Raw genomic sequence first — 26,171 nt, forward strand, 5'->3', positions numbered from 1 at the left:
CGCTATCCCCGGCCGAAAGTCGATTGCCGTCTAGCACAGGCATTTTAAGACCGCAATGCGTCGTTCCGCATGCTTTTCGGGCACTATTGTCGCATCCGGCGGCAGAGTTCAACCAAAGCCTTCGGATTGGCCGCCGATTCAGGGCAGAAAGCCGAAGACGAAGGCGAGCGGAAGTGCGGCCAGCACCAGCTCGACAATGATCGACGCCCAGTTGAAAGGCGTGTTGGCGCCATCCGACATCATCGACAGCAAACGGCCGAAAGCGGTGAACAGCCAGGAGAAGCCGAGCGCCATGTAGAGCCATGGCTGCGCAAGCAGGATGCAGCATAGGCTGACGCCGAGATAGAAGCCCGACATGCGGCCGCGCCCTTCGGCGATCGCCGCTGCCTTTTCAGGCCGCACCTGCAGCCTCAGAATCCGGAAGGCGAGCCCCGGAGCGAGGAAAAACAGCAAGCCCAGCGCCAAGGTGACCACGGCGCTCGACCACGCCAGCCACTCGCCCTGACTGGTTGGCCACGGAAACGCAAATTCCATCTTGTCCCCTCGATAAATGGCTGTTTGAAATCGCGGCCATTCTAGCGAATGGGAAACCACGCGCCAGATGGCACCGGCACTTTAGAAAGGCGCATCAGACAAGCGCGAATTCAACCGCCGCCTCGGCATGAATGCGCGTGGTGTCGAACACCGGCATGTCAAAATCGCTTTGACCGATCAGCATGGTGATCTCGGTGCAGCCCATGATGACGCCGTCGATCTTTTCATTGCGCTGCAGGCGGGCGACTTCATCGATATAGGCCGCCTTCGATGGCGCGCTGACGGTGCCCTGGCAGAGCTCGTCATAGATCACCCGATGCACCATGTAGCGCCCGGCCTGATCCGGCACCACCGGCTGCAGCGCATATTTCTCCGTCAGCCGGCCCTTGTAAAAATCCTGCTCCATGGTGAAGCGCGTCGCCAGCAGCGCCGGCCGCTTCACGCCGGCGCCCTTCACCGCAACCGCCGTGGCATCGGCGATGTGGATGAGCGGGATGGATACCGCCGCCTGCACCTGGTCGGCGAGCTTGTGCATGGTGTTGGTGCAGATCATCAGCCCCTCTGCGCCGCCCGCCTCCAGCTTGCGCGCGGCATCCGCCAGAAGCACGCCCGCACCGTCCCAGTCGCCATGATGCTGCCGCTCCGCAATCTCGGCGAAATCGAACGAATGGAGCAGCACCTTGGCCGAATGCAGCCCGCCCAACCGCTCGCGTACGATCTCGTTGAGCAGGCGATAATAAATCGCCGTCGATTCCCAGCTCATGCCACCGAGCAGGCCAATGGTTTTCATAGCGTTCGCGGCTCCTTACAAAAAACTCTGCGGATCGATATCGACCTGCACGCGGACCGAGCCGCGCTGTTTTGGCCCTTCGGCCAGCATGGTGCGGATGAAACCCTGCATGTCGGCGCGCCGTTCGCCCTGGATCAGCAGGCGGAAGCGGTGGCGGCCGCCAAGCAGCGACAACGGCGCCTCTGCGGGCCCAAGCACGAACAGGTCGCTGGCCGGGGGTGCGGCGCGGCGCAGGCCGCGTGCATGGCCCTCGGCCTCCGCCCGGGTCACTGCGCTGACGATGACGCCGGCGAGCCGGCCGAAGGGTGGGAGTGCGGCCCGTTCGCGCTCAGTGATCTCGCGCTCGTAAAACGCCTCGGCGTCGCCCGACACGATCGCCCGCATCACCGGATGGTCCGGCTGGAAAGTCTGCAGCAGGCCGAGGCTCTTCTTGCCGGTGCGGCCGGCGCGTCCGGTCACCTGGCTGAGCAGTTGAAAAGTGCGCTCGGCGGCGCGCGGATCGCCATTGGCGAGACCGAGATCCGCATCGACGACGCCGACCAGCGTCATGTTAGGGAAGTTGTGCCCCTTGGCCACCAGTTGCGTGCCGATGACGATGTCGGCCTCGCCATTGGCGATGGCTTCCAGCTCCAGCCGCAACCGCCGCACGCCGCCCATCAGGTCGGACGACAAGACGATGGTGCGCGCGTCGGGGAAATGCGCCACGACCTCCTCGGCGATGCGCTCGACGCCCGGGCCGCAGGCGACGAGATGGTCGAGCGTGCCGCATTCCGGACAAGCCTCCGGCCGTTTCTCATTGTGCCCGCAATGATGACAGACGAGCTGACCGCGAAAGCGGTGCTCGACCAGCCAGGCCGAACAGACCGGGCAGCCGAAGCGATGGCCGCAGACCCGGCACAGCGTCAGCGGCGCGTAGCCGCGCCGGTTGAGGAACAGCAGCGACTGCTCTTGTCTCTCCAGCGTGCGTTGCATCTGCTCAATCAGCAGCGGCGACAGGAAGCCGCCGCGCACCGGCGGCGCGCGCCGCATGTCGATTGTCTTCAGGTCGGGAAGAGCGGCCTCGGCAAAGCGCGCTGACAGCACTGCTCTCGCATAACGGCCCTGTTGCGCGTTGACCCGGCTTTCGACCGAAGGCGTCGCCGATGCCAGCACCACCGGAAAGCTGCTGATATGGCCGCGCACCACCGCCATGTCGCGCGCATTGTAGAAGACGCGGTCCTCCTGCTTGTAGGCAGGGTCGTGTTCCTCGTCGACGACGATCAAGCCGAGCTCCTTGAACGGCAGGAACAGCGCCGAGCGCGCGCCGGCGACGACGCGCACGCCGCCTTCCGCAACCTGTCGCCAGACCTTTTCACGCATCCTTGGCGGCAGGTCGGAATGCCATTCGGCCGGCTTGGCGCCGAAGCGCTGCTGGAAGCGTTCGAGGAAGGCATGCGTCAGCGCGATTTCCGGCAGCAGGATCAGCACCTGTTTGCCCTGATCGAGTGCCGCCGCCACCGCTTCGAAATAAACTTCGGTCTTGCCCGAGCCGGTAACGCCGTCGAGCAGCGTGACGCTGAAGGCGCCGGCCCCAACATTGGTGCGCAGCATGGCGGCCGCCTCGGCCTGGTCGGGCATCAGCTCCGGCAGGGCGAAGGATGGATCGGGCGCTGCGACCACCGCTCGCGGCGGGATCATCACCGTCTCGAACACGCCTTGCGCCTTGAGCCCCTCGATCACCGTCGATGATACGCCGGCGGCGTGCGCCAACCCCGACCGCGTCCAGGCAAGCCCGCCTTCCGCCGTCTCCAGCACGCGCGTTCTGGCATCCGTCATCCGGTCGGGCATGACGAGCGTCCGCTGCAGGCCCTCGATCCACGGTTCGGGATCGAACGCCTCCGGCGCCCTGAGCAGCATGCGCGCCACCATGCCGGGCGGCGACAGCGTGTATTGCGCGATCCAGTCGACGAAGCGGCGCATGCCGCGATCGATCGGCGGACAGTCGAAAACCTGCTCGATCGGCCGCAATTTCTTGGCGTCGACCTTTTCGACCACGCCATCCCAGACGATGCCGGCAACCTGGCGTGGACCGAGCGGCACGCGCACGATCGAGCCCGGCACAACGCGCATGCCGACCGGCACGGCATAGGTGTAGGGGCGCTCGGCAGGCATCGGCACCAGCACCGGCGCGGCCGCGACAAAGGGCGAATCTTCGATCATCGGGCGTGACCTTGCCCCGACTTTGGTCTAGATCAAAGGGCAACCCCGAATGTGCATGACCTGCACATGGAATTCTTTCAGGAGACCCCCATGAAATTTTTTGTCGACACCGCTGACATCAAGGACATCAAGGAACTGAACGACCTGGGGCTGCTCGACGGCGTCACCACCAATCCCTCGCTGATCCTGAAATCCGGCGGCAAGATCGCCGATGTCACCAGGCAGATCTGCGACATCGTCAAGGGCCCGGTTTCGGCCGAAGTCGTCGCCACCGAATACAAGGACATGATGGCCGAGGCCAAGATCTTGGCCAAGATCGCCGACAATGTCTGCATCAAGGTGCCGCTGACGCTGGACGGCCTGCGCGCCTGCAGGACGATCCGCACCGAGATGAACCGCATGGTCAATGTCACGCTGTGCTTCTCGGCCAACCAGGCGCTGCTGGCCGCCAAGGCCGGCGCCTCGTTCATCTCGCCCTTCGTCGGCCGTGTCGACGACACCGGCTCGGACGGCATGGAGTTGATCGCCGAGATCAAGCAGATCTACGACAATTACGATTACCCGACCGAGATCCTGACCGCGTCGGTGCGCACGGTGAACCACGTCAAGCAGGCGGCGCTGATCGGCGCCCATGTCATCACCGCCCCGCCGGCGACGCTGAAGGCGCTGGTCAAGCACCCGCTGACCGACAAGGGCCTCGAACAGTTCCTCGCCGACTGGGCCAAGACCGGCCAGAAGATCGGCTGAGATCAGACTTCGACACCAATAAAAAAGGCCGGGAGACCGGCCTTTTTTATTGCAATCAGAAATATGTTGGAGCGCTCAGAGACCGTTTCGAAATTCGCTCTGGCGAGTCATATGGTGGTGGTTTCGAGAACCGGAGCGCAGCGGACGTTCGGGTCCGTGAGCACCGGAAGCGCAGAAAACGCCATCAGATGGCCGCCGGAGTAGAATTTCCAAACGGCCTCTCAGGCCTTCTTGCCGTGCTTGACCAAGTCCTGGGCGACCGACAGGCTCAAGATTTCAGCCAGTTCGCGCGCGGCACGGTTTTCGGCGTCAAGCTGCGCCCGATAGGAGGCGAACTCCTGTGTCGGTTTGTCGAAGGATGACGGGATCGAGCGTTTGCCGGTGGCGATGACCGCACCGGTCTGGGCATCGGTCAGCACATAGTTTGCGGTCAGCGTCACCGTGCCTGCGGTGGGCTCGTCCTCGTCTCTCTGAATTTGCACTTGCGCCGCTGATTCGACCAGTTCGGTGACGCCGATATCGAGCATGTAGACCGGCGCTGGCGGCTCGCCGGCGCCCTGTCCAAAAGCAAAGATCAGATTGTTGCGGACCTGCTGGGCGTAGCGGGTCTTGACCGGCTTGACCGCGATCGATGCCAGTTCGGTCGAAGCGCTGACGGTCGAACCTGCCGTCAGCGGCGCGCTGGAATAGAGCGGCCTGACCGTGCAGGCCGAAACCAGCGCCATCGAGGCGACCATGCCGTACAGCGCGGCACGGCGTAGCAAATGCGTCGTCTTTTCAAGATCAGGCAACGACATTGACGATCCTCTGCGGCACGATGATCACCTTGCGGGGCGCCTTACCTTCCAGCGCTTTTTGCACGAAGTCGAGGGCCAGCACCGCTTTTTCGACCGCACCTTGGTCCGCGTCGCGGGCAATTGTCAAATCCCCACGCTTCTTGCCGTTGACCTGGACCGGCAGCACAATCTCGTTGTCGACCACCAGTGCCGGATCGTAGACCGGCCACGGCCGTTCGGCGACCAGATCGACGCCGCCCAGCGTATGCCAGCACTCCTCCGCCAGATGTGGCATGACCGGCGCCACCACATGCACCAGGATCTCGACGGCCTCGCGGCAGGCGCCCTTGAGCGCCGCATCGGCCTTGCCCTCGGCGACGTCGTTGAGCGGCGTGGTCAAGGCATTGGCCAGTTCGCGGATGCGGGCGATCGCACGGTTGAAGCCGAGCCTCTCGATGTCCTCGCCGATGGCCTTCAGGATCTTGTGCGCGGCCTTGGAAACAGCCCCCGCCTCGCCCTCCTTCGCGGCCTGCGGCTTGACGCCGTCGAGGGTCTCGGCCGCAATCGACACCAGGCGCCAGACGCGTTGCATGAAGCGATGCGCGCCGGCAGCACCGTCGTTGGTCCATTCGACGTCGCGCTCTGGCGGCGAATCCGACAGCATGAACAAGCGCGCGGTGTCGGCGCCGTAGCCGTCGGTAATGTCTTCCGGGCTCACCGTGTTCTTCTTCGACTTCGACATCTTTTCGAGCGAGCCGATCGTCGCCTCTTCGCCGGTGGCGATCTCGATGGCGCGGCGCTTGCCTCCGGCATCCTCGATCCTGACCTCAGCCGGCGACAGCCAGCGTCCGTTGGTCGACGCGCCGCCGACACGGTAGGTCTCGTGCACCACCATGCCTTGCGTGAACAGGCCCTTGAACGGCTCGGCCAGGTCGAGATGCCCCGTCTCGCGCATGGCGCGGGTGAAGAAACGCGAATAGAGCAGGTGCAGGATCGCATGCTCGATGCCGCCAATATACTGGTCGACCGCCAGCCAGTCATCGGCAGCCTTGGGCTCGGTCGGCTCATTGGCCCAGGGCGCGGTGAAGCGGGCGAAATACCAGGACGAATCGACGAACGTGTCCATCGTGTCGGTCTCGCGCCGCGCATCCTTGCCGCATTGCGGGCATTTGACATGCCGCCAGGTCGGGTGACGGTCAAGCGGATTGCCGGGACGGTCGAACTCGATGTCGTCGGGCAGCTTGACCGGCAGGTCGGCCTTCGGCACCGGCACCACGCCGCAATCCTCGCAATGGATCATCGGGATCGGGCAACCCCAGTAACGTTGCCGCGAAATGCCCCAGTCGCGCAGGCGGAAGTTCACCTTGCGCTCGGCCATCGCCCGGCCGCCGATCTCCTTCTGCTCCAGCAGCTTTGCGACTTCGTCGAAGGCCTGGTCCGGCTTCATGCCGTCGAGGAAACGTGAATTGATCATCACGCCGTCATCGACATAGGCCTCTTCCGTGATCTGGAAGGTCTTTGCGTCGGCATCTTCTGGCATCACCACCGGAACGACCGCCAGGCCGTATTTGTTGGCGAAGTCGAGGTCGCGCTGGTCGCCCGACGGGCAGCCGAAAATGGCGCCGGTGCCGTATTCCATCAGCACGAAATTGGCGACATAGACCGGCAGCGTCCAGGTCTCATCGAACGGATGGACGACGCGGATGCCGGTGTCGAAGCCCTTCTTCTCGGCCGTCTCGAGTGCGGCCACCGACGTGCCCATATGGCGCACCTCGTCGATGAACTTGGCCAGCTCGACGTTATTTTCGGCGGCCTTTTTGGCCAGCGGATGGTCGGCGGCGACCGCCATGAAGGAGGCGCCGAAAATGGTATCGGGCCGGGTCGTGTAGACTTCCAGCTCGTGCGCATCGCCAACCGGCGCTGCCAGCGGCCAACGGATCAGCAGCCCTTCCGAGCGGCCGATCCAGTTCTGCTGCATCAGCTTGACCTTTTCCGGCCATTCGCCGAGGCCATTCAACGAGTCCAGCAGATCCTGCGCATAGTCGGTGATCTTGAAGAACCACTGCGTCAGTTCGCGCTGTTCAACCAGCGCGCCCGAGCGCCAGCCGCGGCCGTCGATGACCTGCTCGTTGGCGAGCACCGTCATGTCCTCCGGGTCCCAGTTGACCTTGGAGGATTTGCGCGTCACCAGGCCCTTCTCGACAAAATCGAGGAACAGCATCTGCTGGCGGTGGTAATAGTCGACGTCGCAGGTGGCGAATTCGCGCGCCCAGTCCAGCGACAGGCCCATCATCTTGAGCTGCTCGCGCATGGCGGCGATGTTGGCGTAGGTCCATTCCTTGGGATGGACCTTGTTCTGCATGGCCGCATTTTCGGCCGGCATGCCGAAGGCATCCCAGCCCATCGGATGCAACACGTTGAAGCCCTTCGCCCGCTTGTAGCGTGCCACCACGTCGCCCATCGTGTAGTTGCGGGTGTGGCCGATATGGATCTTCCCCGACGGATAGGGGAACATCTCCAGCACGTAGTATCTCGGCTTCGGGTCGTTGTTGTGCGCTTCGAACAGCTTCTTCTCGGCCCAGGCTTTCTGCCATTTGGGCTCGGACGCGCGCGGATTGTATCGTTCGGTTGCCATCGGATGATTTTCACTTAAAAGCAGGCGCAGACCGCCGGACAAGGCCCGGTGGCCGAGGTAAATGTCGTCGCGGTGTTCACCATGGATTGCCGGACCCGTCAACTGCGGTGAGCTGGCCAGCGCTAGAAAGACAGGCAGGATATAGGCATGGCCAGCGCCGTCGAACAGTTTTTCGCCGTCATAACGGGGATCGCCGCTGCCGAGCGCGAGGCCGGCCGCGACGCCGGCTCGGTGACGCTGGTTGCGGTGTCGAAGACCTTCGAAGCCGACACCATCCGCCCGGTCATCGAAGCCGGCCAGCGCGTTTTCGGGGAGAACCGCGTCCAGGAAGCGCAAGGCAAGTGGCCGGCGTTGAAAGCCGAATTCCCCGACATCGAGCTGCACCTCATCGGCCCGCTGCAGTCGAACAAGGCGAAGGAAGCGGTTGCGCTGGCCGACGTCATCGAGACGGTCGACCGCGAGAAGATCGCCGCCGAACTCGCCAAAGAGATTGCCAGGCAAGGCCGCGCGCCAAAGCTGTATGTCCAGGTCAACACCGGCTCGGAGCCGCAAAAGGCCGGCATCGAGCCGCGCGACGCCGTTGCCTTCGTCGCCCGCTGCCGCGATGTTCACGGGCTCGCCATCGAAGGCTTGATGTGCATTCCGCCGGCCGACGAGAACCCCGGCCCGCATTTCGCCCTGCTGGAAAAGCTGGCGCGGGAAGCGGGAATCACGAAGCTCTCGATGGGCATGTCCGGCGACTACGAGACAGCCATCGCCTTCGGCGCCACAAGCGTCCGAGTCGGCTCGGCGATTTTCGGCAGCAGATAAGCCACCCAACACTTGGACCAGAGCCGCCAGTTCGTTGCACCACGACTGGAAACGAAACGTGCCGTTCCTATTTGTTTGGCGTCATCACCACTTTGCTGGAGCTTGCTACCATGCGCTACAATCAACTCGGAAATACGGGGATGTTCGTCTCCGAACTGTGCCTCGGCACCATGACCTTCGGCGCCGCCGGCGAGAATGCCCAATGGGGCCTGATCGCCAGCCTCGACCAGAAGGGCGTCAATGACATTGTTGCCCGCTCGATCGCCGCCGGCGTCAATTTCTTCGACACCGCCGACGTCTATTCGTTCGGCCAGTCCGAACGCCTGCTCGGCCAGTCGCTGAGGGATCTCGGCGTCAAGCGCTCGGACGTCGTCATCGCCACCAAGGTGCATGGCATCATGGGCCAGGGGCCGAATGAGCGCGGTTCCTCGCGCGGCCATATCATGGATGCGGTCGACGGCAGCCTGGAGCGGCTGCAGCTCGACCACATCGACCTCTACCAGTTGCACGGCACCGACACGGTGACGCCGATCGACGAGACGCTGCGGGCGCTCGACGATCTCGTCGCCAGCGGCAAGGTGCGTTATATCGGCGTTTCCAACTGGCAGGCCTGGCGCATCGCCAAGGCGCTGGGCATTGCCGAGCGCAAGGGCTTTTCCGGCTTCGAGACCATCCAATCCTATTATTCGATCGCCGGCCGCGACCTCGAACGCGAGATCGTACCGCTGATCAACGAGGAAAAGCTCGGGCTGATGGTGTGGTCGCCGATGGCCGGCGGCCTGCTGTCCGGCAAATACGGCCCCGGCGCGCCCGGCAATGGCGAAGGCCGCCGCGCCGCCTTCAACTTCCCGCCGGTCAATGAGGACCGCGCCTGGGCGGCTGTCGCCGTGATGCGCGACATTGCCAGGAAGCACGATGTCAGCGTCGCCACGGTGGCGCTCGGCTATGTGCTGGCAAAACCCTTCGTCATGAGCGTCATCATCGGCGCCAGCCGCATGGAGCAGCTGGAGCAGAACCTTGCAGCCGCCGATGTAAAGCTCGACGCCGACGATCTCGCCAGGCTGGATGAAGTCAGCGCCCTGCCGGCCGAATATCCCGGCTGGATGCTGGAGCGCCAGGGCGCCGGCCGCCGCCCGGCGCCGTTCACGCCGAAGAAGTAGTAGTCCGTCAGTTGAATGCTTGGGGAGCCAGATGGGCTCCCCAAAATCGTTCAAGCCATCCGAACGCTCTCAACCAGAAAGTCGAGAAAGGCCCGCACCCGGGCCGGAAGGTGCCTGCCCTGGCCGACATAGACGGCGTGGGTAGGTTCTTCGTCGCCTGGATTGAAATCCTCCAGCAGCGCCACCAGCCGGCCTGCCGCAATGTCATCGGCCACATGCCAGCGCGCCAGCCTGGCGATGCCGGCGCCGCCAACCGCCATCAGCCGCATCGACTCGCCATCGCCGACCGCCGTGTTTCCCGTGATGGGAACCATGATGTCGTTGCCGGCTGCGTCGACAAACTGCCAGCCATCGACATGCCGGACAAAGCCGAAAGCCATGCGATTGTGCTTGTCGAGATCGGCCGGTGTCTGCGGCGTCCCATGAACGGTGAGGTAGGACGGCGCGGCAACGACCGCCATCCGGCTTTGCCCGAGCTTGCGCGCCACCAGCCGTGATTCGCCGAGCGGCCCGGCGCGGATGGCGACGTCGGCACGCTCCTGCATCAGGTCGATGACGCTGTCGGTCAGCACCAGATCGACTGAAATCTCGGGGTAGCGTTCGAGAAAGCGCGGCAGCAGCGGGATCAGCCCGTGCACCCCAAAGGGCACATAGCTGTTGACCCGCAGCAGTCCGCGCGGCGCGGCGCCAACTGCGGCCTCGCGCTCTGCTGCCGCCATGTCGGCCAGGATGCGCACCCCGTTGTCGTAGAAAGCCGTTCCTTCCGGCGTCAGCAGCAACTTGCGCGTCGAGCGGGTGACCAGCCGCGCGCCGAGCCTTGCCTCGAGCCGCGCGATCAGCTTGCTCACCGCCGACGGCGTCATGCGCAGCGCCCGCGCCGCGGCCGAGAAGCTGCCCGCCTCGACGACGCGGACAAACACTTCGATCTCGCCGGAGCGGTTGATGTCGGGCCTGGCCATCTGTGAATCTATTTCACAAGAAATATGCCTAAGGCAAGTCTGGTTCACAAGGCATGGCAACACGATCTCTCGGGTCGGGGCGCGGGTTTGGACAGGGCGCCTATCGCCTTCGAAGTGGAACCGCCATGCCTCTCGCTCTTTACGCACTCGCCGCCGGTGCCTTCGGCATCGGTGTCACCGAATTCGTCATCATGGGCCTGCTGATCGATGTTAGCAAAGATCTCGGCGTCTCGATCTCCGCCGCCGGCCAGCTCATTTCCGGCTATGCGCTCGGCGTCGTCATCGGCGCGCCGTTTTTGACCATCGCCACCGGCAACTGGCCGCGCAAGACCGTGCTCCTGGCGCTGATGGCCATCTTCACGCTCGGCAATCTCGCCTGCGCGCTGGCCCCGGACTACTGGACGCTGATGGGCGCCCGCATCATCACCGCCTTTGCCCACGGCACCTTCTTCGGCGTCGGCTCGGTGGTCGCCACCGGTCTGGTCGCGCCCAACAAGAAGGCCTCGGCGATTGCGCTGATGTTCACCGGGCTGACCGTCGCCAACATTCTCGGCGTGCCCTTCGGCACCTGGCTCGGCCAGGCCTTCGGCTGGCGTGCCACCTTCTGGGCCGTGACCCTGGTCGGCCTCGCGGCCTTTGCCGTCATCCTCCTTCTGGTGCCGCGCAGCCAGGAGGCGCCCGAAAAGACCAATTTGCGCGCCGATCTAGCTGTTCTGCGCCGCACGCCGGTGCTGCTCGGCCTCGCCACCACCGTGCTCGGCTATGCCGGCGTCTTCGCCGTCTTCACCTACATCGCCCCGCTGCTGACCGAGATCAGCGGCTTCAACGAGGCCGCCGTATCGCCGATCCTGCTCGTTTTCGGTGGCGGTCTCATCGCCGGCAATCTGCTCGGCGGCAAGGTTGCCGACCGCTGGCTGGTGCCGGCCGTGCTGGGCAGCCTCGTTGTGCTGGCGCTGGTGCTCGCCACCATGACCTTCGCCCTCCACAGCCAGGTCCTGGCAGTGATCTATGTCGGCCTGCTCGGCGCGGCCGCCTTTGCCACCGTGGCGCCGCTGCAGATGTGGGTGCTGGAGAAGGCGCAAGGTGCCGGCCAGAGCCTCGCCTCGTCCTTCAACATCGCCGCCTTCAACCTCGGCAATGCCGCCGGTGCCTGGCTCGGCGGCGCGGTGATCGCCCATGGCCTCGGCCTCGGCTCGCTGACCTGGATCGCCGCCTTGCTGCCGGTCGCCGCCCTCGGCGTCGCCGCCCTGGCGCTGCGTCTCGACAGAAACGGCGGGCAATTGGCGCCGGTCGCCGTCTGCTCCGCCGCCGCGGAGTGACCGCGACTGCGAAACGTCGCTGCCTCCGACAAAAGCCAGGACACGAACCCAACAGGAGAGACCGTTGTGACCAACAGCAGAGATCCGGTTCGCTATGCCATTGTTGCCTATGCGGCGGTCAGGCATTTGAAGCTCGTTCCGCTCGCCTTGGCGGCGTCGTTGATGTTCGATCCGGCGATAGCCGGCGAAAAGCAGGCTTGGGTTGGCACCTGGCTGGCCAGTCCGCAGTCGACATGGGGCGCCGATTTTGCGTTGCCGGTGAAGATACCGCCGCAGCTTAAGAACCAGACCGTTCGCCAGACGGTCCGGATCAGCCTTGGTGGCGAGAAATTCCGTGTCGTCTTGTCGAACGAGTATGCCGCCACGCCGGTCCCGATCGGCGAGGCTCGTGTGGCAGTCGCCGGCGAGGGGTCGAAAATCGTCGCCGGCACCGATCGCGCGCTGACCTTCGGCGGACAGGCCCAGGCCACAATCGCGCCGGGTACATCTCTGATCAGCGACCCGGTGGACCTGCGCCTCGATGCCTTGAGCCGACTTTCGGTGTCGGTCTACCTGCCGCAGGCAACGCCGCTCAAGACGTTCCATTGGGACGGCAAGCAGACAGCCTATATCGGCGACGGCGACCAGACAGCCTCGGAAACAATGCCGACGGCGCAAACCACCGACGCGCGGATCCTGCTCAGCGAAATCCTGGTCGACGCGCCAGCCAATGACGGCACAATCATCGCCATTGGCGATTCGATCACCGACGGCAACGGCGCCACGCGTGATGCTGACAACCGCTGGCCTGACTTGCTGGCCGAGCGCCTCGCCTCCAGCCAGGTGGCAGTGCTCAATGCAGGCATATCCGGAGCCAGGCTGCTCGACGACGCAATGGGAGTGAAGGCATCGGCGCGCTTCGGCCGTGACGTGCTGGCGCAGCCCGGCGCCAAGGCAGTGGTTGTGCTCATCGGCATCAACGATATCAGTTGGCCCGGCACGCCGTTCGCGCCCAAGAAATCCTTGCCTTCCCTGGCGGCGCTGACCAGCGGCTATCTGCAGCTCGCCGCCCAGGCCCACGCACACAATATGAGGATCATCGGAGGTACGTTGACGCCCTTCGAGGGCGCGTTGAGCGGCACGCCGCTCGTCAGCTACTACACGCCGGAGAAGGACGCGTTGCGCCAAGAGCTCAACGACTGGATCAAGACCAGCAGCGCCTTCGATGCCGTCGTCGACTTCGACCTGCTGCTGCGCGATCCCTCGCATCCGACGCGCCTGCTGCCTGAATTCGATTCCGGCGACCATTTGCATCCCGGCGGCAAGGGCAACCGGGCCATGGCCGAGGCTGTAGAACCGTTGATCAAAAACTGAGCGGCTGCGTTGCCGCCTGATTTCACCATTGAAGGACAACACCATGGATTACAGACCTCTTGGCGCATCGGGCCTGAAAGTGCCCGCACTCTCCTTTGGCGCCGGCACTTTCGGCGGCTCCGGCCCTCTGTTCGGCGCCTGGGGCAACAGCGACGCCAAGGAGGCGCGGCGGCTGATCGACATCTGCCTTGAGGCCGGCGTCAATCTGTTCGACACGGCGGATGTCTATTCGAACGGCGCTTCGGAAGACGTGCTGGGCGAAGCCATCAAGGGCCGCCGCGATGCCGTTCTGATCTCGACCAAAACGTCGCTGCCGATGGGCGATGGGCCGGCCGACTGGGGTTCGTCGCGCTCGCGGCTGATCAAGTCGGTGGACGCTGCATTGAAGCGCCTCGGCACCGATTACATCGACCTGTTGCAGCTGCACGCCTTCGACGCCGGCACGCCGGTCGAGGAAGTGCTGTCGACGCTGGACGATCTCGTGCGCGCCGGCAAGCTGCGCTATGTCGGCGTCTCCAATTTCTCCGGCTGGCAAGTGATGAAGTCGCTGGCTGAGGCCGACAGGCGTGGCTACCCGCGCTATGCCGCGCATCAGGTCTACTACTCGCTGGTCGGCCGCGACTACGAGTGGGAACTGATGCCGCTCGGCCTCGACCAGGGCGTCGGTGCGCTGGTGTGGAGCCCGCTCGGCTGGGGCCGCCTGACCGGCAAGATCCGCCGCGGCCAGCCTCTGCCGGAAAAGAGCCGCCTGCACGACACCGCTGATTTCGGCCCGCCGGTCGCGGACGAACATCTCTACCGGGTCATGGATGCGCTCGACGCAGTGGCGCAAGAGACCGGCAAGACCGTGCCGCAGATCGCCATCAACTGGCTGCTGCAGCGCCCGACCGTTTCCTCCGTCATCATCGGCGCCCGCAACGAGGAACAGCTGCGCCAGAACCTTGGCGCCATCGGCTGGGCGCTGACGCCGGAGCAGGTGAAGAAGCTCGACACCGCAAGTGAAGTTACGGCGCCCTACCCCTACTTCCCCTATCGCCGCCAGGAAGGCTTTGCCCGGCTCAACCCGCCGGCGGTTTAAGCTGGCACGGCGAAGCTGCCAATCTCCAGCTGTACCGCCCCTCAGTGCAGCACGAACTCGCCATCCACCTTGCGCCACTCGTTCGGCGCGATCAGCTTCTGGTGGGTGTAGCTGATCGAATGCAGCGGCCCGTCCAGCTTCGCCTTCCAGAACTCGATGAATTTGATCAGCACCGGAAACTCCGGCGCCAGATCGTAATCCTGCCAGATGAAGCTCTGCAGGAGATGCGGGTGGTCGGGAAAGTGATACAGAATCTTGGCCGTGGTCAGGCCATACCCCTTGAGCATCAGGTCCATTTCGGAATGGTCGCGCATGGCAGCCCCCTTAGGCGTTCCCCTGGTTGATTCTCCATTCCTCCCAACTCCGAATTGTGCGCGCCGTTCCTTAACTGTCTATTGATTTTTCCTGATCGCAAACGGGTTTTCCGCGCGAAAACATGCAGTTAGCAGCGACCGCCCGCGAGTGCTGACACAAGCGAAAAAGTCGAACTGCGGCATCCCGCCGCGCGAATCCAACGTCTAATATTGCTGTCACGGCGGAACTGTTAATAATGCCCGCGAATTCGCGGCCGCTTCGCCGCGATGCCGCCGGTCGTCAAGCCGTCGGAACGGTTCGGGAGGAAAGCTTTACATGTCCGAGGTCCATGTCCACCGCGTCCAGCCGGCGTGGAAGAAGAACGCGCTGATCGACAACGACACCTACCTGAAATGGTATGCCGACAGCATGAAGAATCCGGACAAGTTCTGGGGCAAGCACGGCAAGCGCATCGACTGGTTCAAGCCCTTCACCAAGGTCAAGAACACCTCCTTCGACGGCAAGGTGTTGATCAAATGGTTCGAGGACGGCGAGACCAACGTCTCATACAATTGCATCGACCGCCATCTGAAGAAACGCGGCAACCAGACCGCGATCATCTGGGAAGGCGACAATCCCTACGACGACAAGAAGGTCACCTACAACGAGCTTTACGAGCACGTCTGCCGGCTGGCCAATGTGATGAAGAAACACGGCGTCAAGAAGGGCGACCGCGTTACCATCTACATGCCGATGATCCCGGAAGCCGCCTATGCGATGCTGGCCTGCACTAGGCTAGGTGCCATCCATTCGATCGTCTTCGGCGGCTTTTCGCCGGACGCATTGGGCGGCCGCATCGACGACTGCAAGTCGACTTTCGTCATCACCGCTGACGAGGGCCTGCGCGGCGGCAAGCCGATCCCGCTGAAGGAAAACACCGACAAGGCGATCGAGATCGCGGCCAAGGCCGGCACCAAGGTCGAAAAAGTGGTGGTCGTGCGCCGCACTGGCGGCAAGACCGGTTGGGTACAGGGCCGCGACGTCTGGTACCATGACGAGATCGCCACGGTGAAGGGCGACTGCAAGCCGGAGAAGATGAAGGCCGAGGATCCGCTGTTCATCCTCTATACCTCCGGCTCGACCGGCAAGCCGAAGGGCGTGCTGCACACCACCGCCGGCTATCTCGTCTATGCCTCGATGACGCACCAATATGTCTTCGACTACCATGACGGCGATATCTACTGGTGCACCGCTGATGTCGGCTGGGTCACCGGCCACAGCTACATCGTCTACGGCCCGCTCGCCAACGGCGCGACGACGCTGATGTTCGAAGGCGTGCCGAACTACCCCACGCAGTCGCGCTTCTGGGAAGTCGTCGACAAGCACAAGGTCAACATCTTCTACACCGCGCCCACCGCGCTGCGGGCGCTGATGGGTGCAGGCGACGACCCGGTGAAGAAGACATCGCGCAAATCGCTGCGCGTGCTGGGGTCGGTCGGCGAGCCTATCAACCCGGAAGCCTGGGAATGGTATTTCAACGTCGTCGGCAACGGCAAGGTGCCGATCGTCGACACCTGGTGGCAGACCGAGACCGGCGGCATCCTGATCACGCCGCTGCCGGGCGCCACCGACCTCAAGGCCGGTTCGGCGACGCGGCCCTTCTTCGGCGTCAAGCCGCAGCTGGTCGACGGCGAAGGCAAGGTGCTGGAAGGGGCGGCCGATGGCAATCTCTGCATCACCGATTCCTGGCCCGGCCAGATGCGCACCGTCTATGGCGACCACGACCGTTTCGTGCAGACCTATTTTTCCACCTACAAGGGCAAGTACTTCACCGGTGACGGCTGCCGCCGCGACGCCGACGGCTACTACTGGATCACCGGCCGCGTCGACGACGTCATCAACGTTTCTGGCCACCGTATGGGCACGGCCGAAGTCGAATCGGCACTGGTGAGCCATGACAAGGTTTCCGAGGCGGCCGTCGTCGGCTATCCCCACGACATCAAGGGCCAGGGCATCTACAGCTATGTCACCTTGATGAAAGGCGTCGAGCCAAGCGAGGAGTTGCGCAAGGAGCTTGTCGCCCATGTCCGCAAGGAGATTGGCGCCATCGCCTCGCCCGACAAGCTGCAGTTCGCCCCCGGCCTGCCGAAAACGCGCTCCGGCAAGATCATGCGCCGCATCCTGCGCAAGATCGCCGAGGACGATTTTTCCGCGCTCGGCGATACTTCGACACTGGCCGATCCGGCGGTGGTCGACGATCTGGTCGCCAACCGCCAGAACAAGAAGGGCTGACGGGATTTGATGGCTGCACTGGGCGCAGTCACGGAGCTCTGGCGTTACCCCGCTAGTTCGCTTGCCGGCGAGCGCCGGAACGCCATTTCGGTTGGCCTTGAGACCATCGAGGGCGACCGCCTGTTCGGCCTCGTCGATACCTCCGACAACGAGATTGCGCGGCCCGATCGCGACGCCAAGTGGCACAAGGTGCCGCGCATCCGCACAAGGCTGGGCAACAACCGGCAGCTGGAGATCGCTGTTCCCGATGGCGACTGGCTGGCCGCACCGGGTGCGGAATGCGACCGCGCGATCTCAGCCTATCTAGGTTTCCCCGCCTCTATCCGGCCATTCAACCAGGACAACGCCCCCGGCTACGCCGGCCCGCTGACGGCCGAGCGCTACCGCAAGGCGCCGATCCATCTCTTGACCACCGCATCGCTGGCGCGGCTGAAGGCGCTGCACCCCGAGGGCGTTCCTGATCCGCGCCGCTTCCGACCCAACATCGTCGTCGACATGGCGGCGGTCGAAGGTTCGTTTCCGGAGACCGAATGGATCGGCCGCAAGCTCGCCATCGGCGATCTGCTCTTGACCATCTCCGAGCCCTGTCGCCGCTGCGGCTTCACCATCATTGCCCAGGACGGCTTCGACCACGACCCCGGCATCCTGCGCAATCTTGTGCGTCACAACGCCCACAATCTCGGCGTCTACTGCACGGTGGACAGGCCGGCCAGCGTCGAGATCGGCGCGCCGATGCGGTTTCTCTAACCTACTGATACAAATCCGCCCGCGTCGGCGGCAGGCCGCTTGGGCCGCGCGCGCGTTTGGTGACGACGGTCTGGAAAATCTGCGCCGAAGCGCGCTCGAAGGTGATCGAACAACCGGTGAGATAAAGCAGCCACAGCCGCGCCTTTGCCTCGCCGACTTCGGCGACCGCCTCGTCGAAGCGGGCCTGCAGCCTTTCCGCCCATAGCCGGCAGGTGCGCGCATAATGCTCGCGCAAATTCTCGACGTCGTAGACCAGGAAGCCATGCGCTTCGAAATTGCCGAGCGTCATGCCGATCGTATCGAGTTCGCCGCCAGGGAAAATGTACTTGAGCAGCGCCTTGAACTCCGGTCCCTTGCGCAGGGTCTTCTTCAAATCTCCCTTGCTGCGCCTTGTGATGGCGTGGTGCAGATAGATGCCGCCAGGCTTGAGCAGGCGATGGATGGTCTTGAAATAGGTGGCGTGGTTGGCGAGCCCGAGATGCTCGAACATGCCGATCGACGATATCTTGTCGAAGGAACCGGTGAGCTCCGCATAGGATTTGATCTCGATGGTGATGCGGTCTTCCAGCCCCTCGGCGCGGATGCGCTCGCGGGCGAGATCGGTCTGGGCCTGCGACAGCGACACACCATGGCCGACGACGCCGTAATTCTTTGCCGCATGGATCAGCATGGCGCCCCAGCCGCAGCCGATATCGAGCAGCTTTTCGCCAGGCTTCAGCCGCAGCTTGCGGCAGATGTGATCGAGTTTGTCGGCCTGCGCCTGGTCGATGCCATTGGCGAAATCTGTGAAATAGCCGCAGCTGTAGACCATGCGCTCATCAAGGAAGAGCCGGTAGAAGGCATTCGAAATGTCGTAGTGATGCTGGATCGCTTCCTGGCTCGACCCGCTGACATAGGGATTGCGCCCCGACAGATCGGTGCGCGCACTCATCTGCTTGCGTGACAAGAGCACCGCCGGCAGGTCGCGCAGGATCGCCAGCTTCGGCAGGGACTTGATCTTGGTCCTGAGCTTGCCTTGCGACGGCAAGGCGTAGAAATCGAAAATCGTCCCGTCTTCGATGTCTATGGTCTTGGAAATCCACATCTCGATCAGCGTTGACAAGGACGGCCGCTTCACCACCTGCCAGACAATATCCTGGTCGTTGATGGTGAGCACTGGCCCACTGGCGGGGCCGATTCGCTCGCCGGTCCACAGCCGGACCGCAAAACCCGGCTTCAGCGTTTCGATAACCGTTCGCACGATGCGCGCCGCCTTCTCCGCTGCTTCCATGCCATTCCTCCGAATGCTGGTCCCCAGCCGAAGTTTGCCCGCCCCGGCGGCCGTTCGCAACCCAGCGCGCAGACGGCGGCCGCCAAGCAATTCCTGGCAAAGTGTACGACGGTTTTCCCGGGAAAAGCGCGCAGCGCTTTCCCTTGGGAATTGCGTAAACAAAAGATAGAGCGGTTACCGTTTCCGCGAAACGGTAACCGCTCGCCAGCTATTTCAAACCAGCATCTTGTCTTTTGCTGCGACGCACCCCATCATCTCTATTGTGTTCAACAAATCGAAAGGAGGTGATCCGATGTCGAGTGATTTCGTTTTCCAGAACGTGGCCTCAGCGGATTGCACTTTCGGGAAGCAGTCTTCCCGTTAAGGCGCGAGAAGCGCGGTGGGTGACTTCGGTCACCGCCATCGGCCGCGCCATGGACGGAAACACGGAAGGCCGCCGGCTTCGTCAAGAAGCGGCGGCCTTTTCCTTTGGAGCCTGAAAGTCGGCTAGTTGGTCAGCGCAAGGTTCTCGATGTTGCGGGCAATGGTCTGGAAGGCATCGTTGAGTTCGGTGCCGCTGGCAACCTGGTAGAAATGCTTGATGTTACCGGTGTCCGGGCCGGCGCAATCCTGCAAGGTCGCCCTGGCGTTCTTCTCGGTGAGATTGAAGCCGATGGTGAAGATCTCGATGCCCTTGTTGCGCATCGCGCCGCACAAGGTCTTGGCTGCCGTACGGGTCGGTTCCTTGCCGGCGTCGTTGTAGACCTGGTCGACGCTGCTGGCGTCGAAATAGGACAGGTTGAATTCGCCGTCGGTCATCAGGATCGCAAATTTGGCGACCTTCTTCGGGTCCATTTTGGCCGGCCGCTGCGACGCCTTCATCACGCCGCCCCAGTTTTCCGACAGCATGTACCAGGCCCACTGCACGCCGATATGGCCGGCGGTGCCGCCCGAAGCGGAAAAATTCTTGATGACGTTCTTGAGCGCGTTGGCGTCGGCCGTCAGCGGCATCAGCGCTGCGGCGGGACAGGCCGCCGTGTTGGTGTTTTGCGCGAAACCCGACAAGAGATAATCGCGATTGACCATGCCGACATCGGGGCCGGCATCCGTATACTGGTTGGCGCCCTTGCGCTCGGTGGCGCAATTGTCCGGACGCGTCGATGACGAGACGGCTTGCGGGTCGTTATTGGCGGGCGCCTGTTTGCGCTGGCTGGACTTGGTTTCGACAAACACGCTGCTGGCGGCAAGCGCACCGGCATTGACCGAGTTGGCGTAGGGCACGATGGCGACGCGCACCCGCGGCTTCGAAATGTCCTGGCCGGCAAGGAACGCATCGACGGCATTGCTTGCCGCCGCCCTCAAATCCTTGATCTTCTGACCAGCCATCGAGCCGGTGACGTCGAGCATCATCGAGACCTCGATGGTCTTGTCGGAATAGAGCGCCGTGGTCGAAGCGCCGACGCGCTGCATGTCGCCGACGCTGAACAGCGGAAAGTAAAGCCCGATATCGACGTGGGCGTCGGCCTTGACAGTGTTGGCGGTCCTGTCGACGGTCAGCTTGTCGAGAACGATCTGATTGGCCTGCAGTATACCGGCCATGCTGTTGGCGTCGAGAAACGCCTGCACGGACTTGTTGGCATCGGCTTCCTTGATCACGCCGGTGGTCAGGTCGCGGGCAGTCGAGGTGACAGCGGCATCGACCACGCCCTGCAGGCTCGATTTGGCGTTGTAGATCTGGGAGATGTTGACGGCAAAGCCGACGCCGAGCGCCAGGACCGAAGCGGCAACGCCGAACAGCACCGCGAAACTCCCACTGCGATCCCTGGCGAAAACGCCAGCCGTGTGAACAAGACCTTCGTAATTCCGCATCTATCAGCTCCCCTCGGCCTCGTCGCCATGTGGGAGCCAATGCAGGTTTCCGGCCGGATCGAGCAACTGCCTCCTTTGGAGCTGTCGATCGCCGCTCAAGCTGTTGTTTTTGCTTGGTTCGCTCAGGCTGCAAGGTAAACAGCCGGTAAACAGAAAATCGCCGAAGAAACTTCATTTACGAAGCGCTTACCATGATCCACCGCACGCGGAATCCCGGTCCCGATCCGGCACAGATATCCGGCAGATGCAGTGTGTCGAAGCGGATCAGAATCCCGGCAGCGAACCGCTCTACGCGAGCATGCCCGCGCTGACGGTCTTGTCGACGCCGTGATAGGGCGGATTGAACAGCTTGCCCTTCTGCTCATAGGTCCAGACCTTGAACAGGCTCAGCCGGTGCGGACCGAAACTGTGCAGCAGCGGCACATCCGTCGCGTCGCGGCCGCGGGCGATGACGACGCGGCCGATCCTCGGTATGTTGTGGCGGGGGTCGAACGTATACCACTTGCCCTCGAGGAACACTTCCATCCAGGCCGAGAAATCCATCGGCGCCGGGTCGACCGGCACGCCGATGTCGCCGAGATAGCCGTTCACGTAGCGGGCCGGGATGTTCATGCAACGGCAGAGCGTGATCGCCAGATGGGCGAAGTCGCGGCACACACCGACGCGCTCCTCATGCGCCTGGGCGGCCGTTCGCGTCGGGCGAGCATAGCCGTAGCCGAAGGACAGCCGGTTGTGAACATAGTCGACGATCGCCTGCACCCGCGCCCAGCCGGACGGCAGATGGCCGAAAAGCTGCCAGGCCAACCCGCCGAGATGATCGGTCTCGCAATAGCGGCTGCCGAGGAGATAGCCGAGCACATCGTCCGGCAGTTCCGCCACCGGCACTTCCCTGGCCAGCGTGTTGACTTCATCGGGCTCGCCGCTGTCCTCGACGGCGGCGTCGTAGAGGATGCGGAAATTGCCGGCGGGCGCGACAAAGCGGCGACAGGCATTGCCGAACAGGTCGTGATAGACCTTGCTCGGCACCGAAGGCGACGTGAGCACGCGCGTTTGCCGCTTGATGTCGGCCTGCCGGTCCGCATGGATCTCGAGCAACGAGATGACCGGCGTGGCATTGGTGCACTCAATGGCGATTTCGTAGCCGAGCCGGATCAGCATGGCGACTCCCCCCGTCATTTCGTCGTGGAAGACAGTTTGGTTCAAACGCTAAAAGCAGGATCATGGTTCCCTGGAATTGTCGAAAAGACCCGCCCGCGCCTTCCCAGGCAGGCGCCATGGCGTTACGGTCGAACGACATGTTTTGACCCTCCCGAAACGCTCCCGAAAAACCCTTTGGAAAATCAGATGTTTGCAGGCAGAAAATTCGCCGCCTTCCTGTTCGATATGGACGGCACGGTGCTCAATTCGATTGCTTCGGCCGAACGCGTCTGGGCGGCGTGGGCGCGTAAGCATGGCCTCGACGTTGACGCCTTCCTGCCGACGATCCATGGCGTACGCGCCGTCGAGACCATCACCAAACTGGCGCTTCCCGGCATCGACCCGGTACACGAGGCATTTGTGCTTCTTCAGGCCGAGTCCGACGATGTCGAAGGCGTGCTGCCCATTGCCGGCGCCGTGCCGTTTCTCACCGCGTTGCCACCCGAGCGCTGGGCGATCGTCACTTCGGCGCCGCGCCCGCTGGCGCTGCTGCGCATGCAGGCGGCCGGCATCCCGGTTCCGGCGCTGATGGTTGCAGGCGAGGACGTCTCGCACGGCAAGCCGGCGCCCGATTGTTTCCTGCTGGCGGCAAAACGGCTCGGCGTCGATATCGGCGACTGCCTGGTCTTCGAAGATGCCCCGGCAGGCATCGCCGCTGCCGAGACGGCGGGCGCGTCGGTGATGGTGATCAGCGCCACCCACCAGCATCCGATGGCGACGCCGCACACGGCGATTGCCGGCTATGACGCTGTTTCCATCGCCATTGATGGCAGCGGTTGGATGACGCTGGAGGCACAGCGCAGCGCGGCCTAGGACGTATCTAAAAGTCGCTGGTCAGGCCTTTGACTTCCCAGTCGCCGTAGCGGCCGGGTTCTTTGCCGCCGCGGCCGCCGACTTCCTTCGGCAGCGTGTCTTCCTTTTGGCGATACTCTTCACGGCGCGCCTTGGCCTCGGCCAGCGCGCGGCGGGCGGCGGGTGTCAACTCTGGCGGCGCGTCGTCATCCGTGCCGGCGGGCGTTTTACTGGGTTCGTCGGTCATGCGATAATTCCGCGGATTGAAACGGGAACGAGCGTTTCCCATCATATAGCGATGATGACACCCGGATCGACCCTTTTCTGCCACGGCCGCAAACGGAGCAGACAATGAGCACGCTACGCACCGCCATGCTTCTGGCCGCGATGACGGCGCTGTTCATGGGCGTCGGCTTTCTGATCGGCGGCACCGGCGGCATGATGATCGCTTTCCTATTCGCCGCCGGCACCAATCTGTTCAGCTACTGGAATGCCGACAAGATGGTGCTGTCGATGAACCACGCCGTCGAGGTCGACGCCAGGAATGCGCCCGAATTTTACGCCATCGTCGAGGCGCTGGCCAAACAGGCCGGCCTGCCGATGCCGAAAACCTATCTGATCGACAACCCGCAACCCAACGCCTTCGCTACCGGCCGCAATCCCGAGAATGCCGCGGTCGCGGCCTCGACCGGCCTGCTGGAGCGCCTCTCGCACGAGGAGGTGGCGGCCGTCATGGCGCACGAGTTGGCTCACATCCAGCACCGCGACACGCTGACCATGACCATCGTCGCCACGCTCGCCGGCGCGATCTCGATGCTCGGCAATTTCGCCTTCTTCTTCGGCGGCAGCCGCGACAACAACAACCCGTTCGGCTTTGTCGGCGTGCTGGTGGCGATGCTGGTGGCGCCGTTCGCCGCAATGATCGTGCAGATGGCGGTCAGCCGCACGCGCGAATACGAGGCCGACCGGCGCGGCGCCGAAATCGTTGGAAATCCGCTTTGGCTGGCGTCCGCCCTTGACAAGATCGCCCGCGGCGCCGAACGCATCCGCAACCCGGATGCCGAGCGCAATCCCGCGACCGCGCATCTCTTCATCATCAATCCCCTTCATGGCGAGCGCATGGACAGCCTGTTTTCGACCCACCCGAACACCGACAACCGCATCGCCGCGCTGCAGGAGATGGCGCGCGAGATGGCAGGCCGCACCAGCCAGCCGGCGCCGCGTCAGGCGCCAGCGCCCGAGCCGTCCGAAGAATTGCAGACTGATGGCCAGCAAGGCCCGTGGGGCAAGGCGACCCAGCCCGAGCCACCGGCCGAACCGGCCAAGCCAAAATCCAATCCGTGGGGCCGCAACCCGACCGGACCCAAAGGTCCGTGGTCGTGAGCGGAGCCAGGGGCCGGCCCGCGCATTCAGGCAATCGTGAAGACAATGCAGGTGAGCCCGTCGCCGGCCTCGCCGCGCGCAAGGCGGCGGCGCGGCTGCTGGCCGCCGTCATCGATGCGAGGACACCACTCGACGGACTGACCGACCACGAGAACGGCCATCCGCAATACAAGGCGCTCGACCTGCGCGACCGTGGCCTGGTGCGCGCCATACTGGTGACCGCGCTGCGCTACCGCATGACCATTGCCGGGCTGCTTGCGCGTCGCCTGGAAAAGTCGCTGCCGCCCAACGCCTCGGCTCTGTCGCACATCCTGCATGTGGCGGCGGCGCAGATCCTGTTCCTCGACATCCCCGACAGCGCCGCCGTCGATTTGGCCGTGACCCACGCCAAGTCCGATCCGCGCGCGCAGCGCTTTTCCGGTCTCGTCAACGGCGTGCTGCGCACACTGGCGCGCGCCAAGGACTTGGAACTGCCGGCAGCACTTGCCGCCACCGATGAAGCGCCAAAGTGGTTCACCGACCGGCTGAAAGCTGCCTATGGGGCCGAGATGACCGGACGGATCCTGGCCGCGCACCGCGTCGAGGCGCCGGTCGATTTCACGGTCAAGGCCGGCCCCGAACTGTGGGCCGAAAAGCTCGGCGGCATCGTGCTGCCGACCGGCACAATCCGCGTGGAAAAGCTCAGCGCCGCCGTCACCGACCTGCCCGGCTTTGCCGAAGGCGCCTGGTGGGTCCAGGACGCCGCCGCCAGTTTTCCGGCGCGGCTGTTCGGCGATGTCCAAGGACTGCGCGTCGCCGATCTCTGCGCCGCCCCGGGCGGCAAGACCGCCCAGTTGATCCTTGCCGATGCAAAGGTCACTGCCGTGGACACCTCGAAGAACCGGCTGGCGCGGCTGACGCAGAACCTCAAACGCCTCGGCCTGTCGGCGGAAATCGTCCAGGCCGATCTGCTGAAGTACCAGCCGCAGGAGTTGTTCGACGCCGTGCTGCTCGACGCCCCTTGCTCCTCGATCGGCACGGTGCGGCGGCACCCCGATGTGCCATGGACGAAGACGGTGGCCGACGTCGAAAAGCTCGCCGAGCTGCAGGCAGGGCTGCTCGCCCGTGCCGTCATGTTGGTCAAACCGGGCGGTCGGATTGTTTTTTCCAACTGTTCGCTAGACCCGATCGAAGGCGAGGATCTGTACCGCGCCTTTCTGGCCGGCAACAAGAACATCGCCGACGATCCATTGCGGCCAGGCGAAATCGCCGGGCTCGACGCGTTCCTGACCCCGCAAGGCACGCTGCGCACAACGCCCGCCGATCTCGATCTCGGCTCGCCGGGAATTTCCGGCCTGGACGGCTTCTTCGCCGCTCGCATGCGGCGTGTGGCTTAGGATTTTTGGCACAGAGGTTTTGGACCGCTGACCTTGGTGATTGGCTGAAGCCTTCGTGACTTCGTCATTCTGGGGCGGAGCAAGGAGCGAAGCGACGCGGCGCAGACCCCGGAATCCGTGCCGTGACACCAAGGCTTGGGCACGGTGCAGAATTCCGCTCCGCTGCATCCTCCGATCGATGTCGCGGCATGATCCCACGGTCTCCGCGACAGGCTTCGCTCCTGCTTCTCCCTGGGGTGACGAAGTCGTAGAGGTCCAGCCGATACCCGAGCGCTTGCGATTCCTTAAAGCATGTCGTCGAGAGACCAATGCTTCCCCCTCCTGGCATCGATTTCATCATCGACATTCTGGTAGCGAATATCGGTGGACAATCCATCGCCGCCGCCGTCGGCATCCACGAGGCCTTCTATTTCTCGCGCCCGTTTCGCGATCGCGAAAACTGTTCGCCGAGCGGGTTCCGATCGCGCCACAACCGCAAGTGAGCGCTGGATTGTCGGGCTTAGCCTCGGAAATCGCTTGACTTTTTTCGGGATGGATCGGCCGACGGCAACGTGAAGCCCTTCACGTCGGCGGAATTCGACTTCGCATAAGTTCTTGAATCATATAAGCTTG

Annotated in this window: 23 protein-coding genes; 12 read left to right on the top strand and 11 right to left on the bottom strand. The window is 63.7% G+C overall.

Features of this window, described 5'->3' with window-relative positions:
- Positions 1-138: 138 nt before the first annotated feature.
- From ACWTU9_RS06100 to ACWTU9_RS06110, 3 genes are all read right to left on the bottom strand, one after another.
- Positions 139-534 (bottom strand): AGROH133_08824 family phage infection protein, encoded by a 396-nt coding sequence (locus ACWTU9_RS06100; RefSeq protein ID WP_454572865.1) that lies wholly within the window; start codon positions 532-534, stop codon positions 139-141.
- Between the two features lie 94 nt (positions 535-628).
- Positions 629-1,324 carry an aspartate/glutamate racemase family protein gene (locus ACWTU9_RS06105; RefSeq protein ID WP_455857506.1) on the bottom strand — a complete coding sequence of 232 codons (696 nt, stop codon included), beginning with the start codon at positions 1,322-1,324 and terminating at the stop codon, positions 629-631.
- 15 nt (positions 1,325-1,339) lie between these two features.
- Positions 1,340-3,523: a primosomal protein N' gene (locus ACWTU9_RS06110; protein ID WP_455857507.1), complete on the bottom strand. Its 2,184-nt coding sequence runs from the start codon at positions 3,521-3,523 to the stop codon at positions 1,340-1,342.
- Positions 3,524-3,613: 90 nt separating this feature from the next.
- Between ACWTU9_RS06110 and fsa the strand changes: the two genes are divergently transcribed.
- Complete coding sequence (fsa, locus tag ACWTU9_RS06115) at positions 3,614-4,270, top strand: fructose-6-phosphate aldolase (RefSeq protein WP_455857508.1); 657 nt, start codon at positions 3,614-3,616, stop codon at positions 4,268-4,270.
- 221 nt (positions 4,271-4,491) lie between these two features.
- Here the strand turns inward: fsa and lptE are convergent, their stop codons facing one another.
- Complete coding sequence (gene lptE, locus ACWTU9_RS06120; RefSeq protein ID WP_455857509.1) at positions 4,492-5,067, bottom strand: LPS assembly lipoprotein LptE; 576 nt, start codon at positions 5,065-5,067, stop codon at positions 4,492-4,494.
- A complete protein-coding gene (gene leuS, locus ACWTU9_RS06125; protein WP_455857510.1) occupies positions 5,054-7,681 on the bottom strand; it encodes a leucine--tRNA ligase in 2,628 nt (875 codons plus the stop codon). Before leuS ends, lptE begins: the two co-directional genes overlap by 14 nt.
- 147 nt (positions 7,682-7,828) lie before the next feature.
- On the opposite strand from leuS, the gene ACWTU9_RS06130 reads away from it, so the two are divergent.
- Positions 7,829-8,491: a YggS family pyridoxal phosphate-dependent enzyme gene (locus ACWTU9_RS06130; RefSeq protein WP_455857511.1), complete on the top strand. Its 663-nt coding sequence runs from the start codon at positions 7,829-7,831 to the stop codon at positions 8,489-8,491.
- 110 nt (positions 8,492-8,601) lie between these two features.
- Positions 8,602-9,651, top strand: coding sequence for an aldo/keto reductase (locus tag ACWTU9_RS06135; RefSeq protein WP_455857512.1), 1,050 nt, complete (start codon positions 8,602-8,604; stop codon positions 9,649-9,651).
- A 50-nt stretch (positions 9,652-9,701) separates the two neighbouring features.
- Here ACWTU9_RS06135 and ACWTU9_RS06140 read toward each other — a convergent pair whose 3' ends face one another.
- Positions 9,702-10,610, bottom strand: a complete 909-nt coding sequence (locus tag ACWTU9_RS06140) for a LysR family transcriptional regulator (protein WP_455857513.1) — start codon at positions 10,608-10,610, stop codon at positions 9,702-9,704.
- Positions 10,611-10,735: 125 nt separating this feature from the next.
- Here ACWTU9_RS06140 and ACWTU9_RS06145 point away from each other — a divergent pair, with 125 nt between their 5' ends.
- From ACWTU9_RS06145 to ACWTU9_RS06155, 3 genes are all read left to right on the top strand, one after another.
- Entirely contained in the window at positions 10,736-11,929 is a 1,194-nt protein-coding gene (locus ACWTU9_RS06145; protein WP_455857514.1) for an MFS transporter, read from the top strand.
- A 66-nt stretch (positions 11,930-11,995) separates the two neighbouring features.
- Positions 11,996-13,282: an SGNH/GDSL hydrolase family protein gene (locus ACWTU9_RS06150; RefSeq protein WP_455857515.1), complete on the top strand. Its 1,287-nt coding sequence runs from the start codon at positions 11,996-11,998 to the stop codon at positions 13,280-13,282.
- A 43-nt stretch (positions 13,283-13,325) separates the two neighbouring features.
- On the top strand, positions 13,326-14,360 hold the full coding sequence (locus ACWTU9_RS06155; protein WP_455857516.1) for an aldo/keto reductase: 1,035 nt from the start codon (positions 13,326-13,328) through the stop codon (positions 14,358-14,360).
- Positions 14,361-14,401: 41 nt separating this feature from the next.
- Here ACWTU9_RS06155 and ACWTU9_RS06160 read toward each other — a convergent pair whose 3' ends face one another.
- The gene (locus ACWTU9_RS06160) at positions 14,402-14,674 is read right to left on the bottom strand and encodes an usg protein (protein WP_455857517.1); all 273 of its coding nucleotides are present in this window, start codon (positions 14,672-14,674) and stop codon (positions 14,402-14,404) included.
- Between the two features lie 316 nt (positions 14,675-14,990).
- Between ACWTU9_RS06160 and acs the strand changes: the two genes are divergently transcribed.
- Positions 14,991-16,946 (top strand): acetate--CoA ligase, encoded by a 1,956-nt coding sequence (gene acs / locus ACWTU9_RS06165; protein WP_455857518.1) that lies wholly within the window; start codon positions 14,991-14,993, stop codon positions 16,944-16,946.
- A 9-nt stretch (positions 16,947-16,955) separates the two neighbouring features.
- On the top strand, positions 16,956-17,693 hold the full coding sequence (locus ACWTU9_RS06170; protein WP_455857519.1) for an MOSC domain-containing protein: 738 nt from the start codon (positions 16,956-16,958) through the stop codon (positions 17,691-17,693).
- 1 nt (position 17,694) lies between these two features.
- Here ACWTU9_RS06170 and ACWTU9_RS06175 read toward each other — a convergent pair whose 3' ends face one another.
- The 3 genes from ACWTU9_RS06175 to ACWTU9_RS06185 all read right to left on the bottom strand — a co-directional run bounded on the left by ACWTU9_RS06175 (position 17,695) and on the right by ACWTU9_RS06185 (position 21,969).
- On the bottom strand, positions 17,695-18,963 hold the full coding sequence (locus ACWTU9_RS06175; protein WP_455857520.1) for a class I SAM-dependent methyltransferase: 1,269 nt from the start codon (positions 18,961-18,963) through the stop codon (positions 17,695-17,697).
- Between the two features lie 486 nt (positions 18,964-19,449).
- The gene (locus ACWTU9_RS06180; RefSeq protein ID WP_455857521.1) at positions 19,450-20,811 is read right to left on the bottom strand and encodes a pilus assembly protein TadG-related protein; all 1,362 of its coding nucleotides are present in this window, start codon (positions 20,809-20,811) and stop codon (positions 19,450-19,452) included.
- A 288-nt stretch (positions 20,812-21,099) separates the two neighbouring features.
- A complete protein-coding gene (locus ACWTU9_RS06185; protein ID WP_455857522.1) occupies positions 21,100-21,969 on the bottom strand; it encodes a transglutaminase-like domain-containing protein in 870 nt (289 codons plus the stop codon).
- 186 nt (positions 21,970-22,155) lie between these two features.
- On the opposite strand from ACWTU9_RS06185, the gene ACWTU9_RS06190 reads away from it, so the two are divergent.
- Positions 22,156-22,821 (top strand): HAD-IA family hydrolase, encoded by a 666-nt coding sequence (locus ACWTU9_RS06190; protein ID WP_455857523.1) that lies wholly within the window; start codon positions 22,156-22,158, stop codon positions 22,819-22,821.
- 7 nt (positions 22,822-22,828) lie between these two features.
- On the opposite strand, the gene ACWTU9_RS06195 is transcribed toward ACWTU9_RS06190, so the two are convergent.
- Positions 22,829-23,047 carry a DUF1674 domain-containing protein gene (locus ACWTU9_RS06195; RefSeq protein WP_455857524.1) on the bottom strand — a complete coding sequence of 73 codons (219 nt, stop codon included), beginning with the start codon at positions 23,045-23,047 and terminating at the stop codon, positions 22,829-22,831.
- A 104-nt stretch (positions 23,048-23,151) separates the two neighbouring features.
- Between ACWTU9_RS06195 and htpX the strand changes: the two genes are divergently transcribed.
- From htpX to ACWTU9_RS06210, 3 genes are all read left to right on the top strand, one after another.
- Complete coding sequence (gene htpX, locus ACWTU9_RS06200; RefSeq protein ID WP_455857525.1) at positions 23,152-24,183, top strand: zinc metalloprotease HtpX; 1,032 nt, start codon at positions 23,152-23,154, stop codon at positions 24,181-24,183.
- The gene (locus ACWTU9_RS06205; RefSeq protein WP_455857526.1) at positions 24,174-25,559 is read left to right on the top strand and encodes an RsmB/NOP family class I SAM-dependent RNA methyltransferase; all 1,386 of its coding nucleotides are present in this window, start codon (positions 24,174-24,176) and stop codon (positions 25,557-25,559) included. The genes htpX and ACWTU9_RS06205 overlap by 10 nt, the downstream gene beginning before the upstream one ends.
- Before the next feature lie 308 nt (positions 25,560-25,867).
- Positions 25,868-26,041, top strand: coding sequence for a hypothetical protein (locus ACWTU9_RS06210; protein ID WP_455857546.1), 174 nt, complete (start codon positions 25,868-25,870; stop codon positions 26,039-26,041).
- Positions 26,042-26,171: the final 130 nt, after the last annotated feature.

It is taken from the genome of Mesorhizobium sp. 128a (assembly GCF_053848025.1).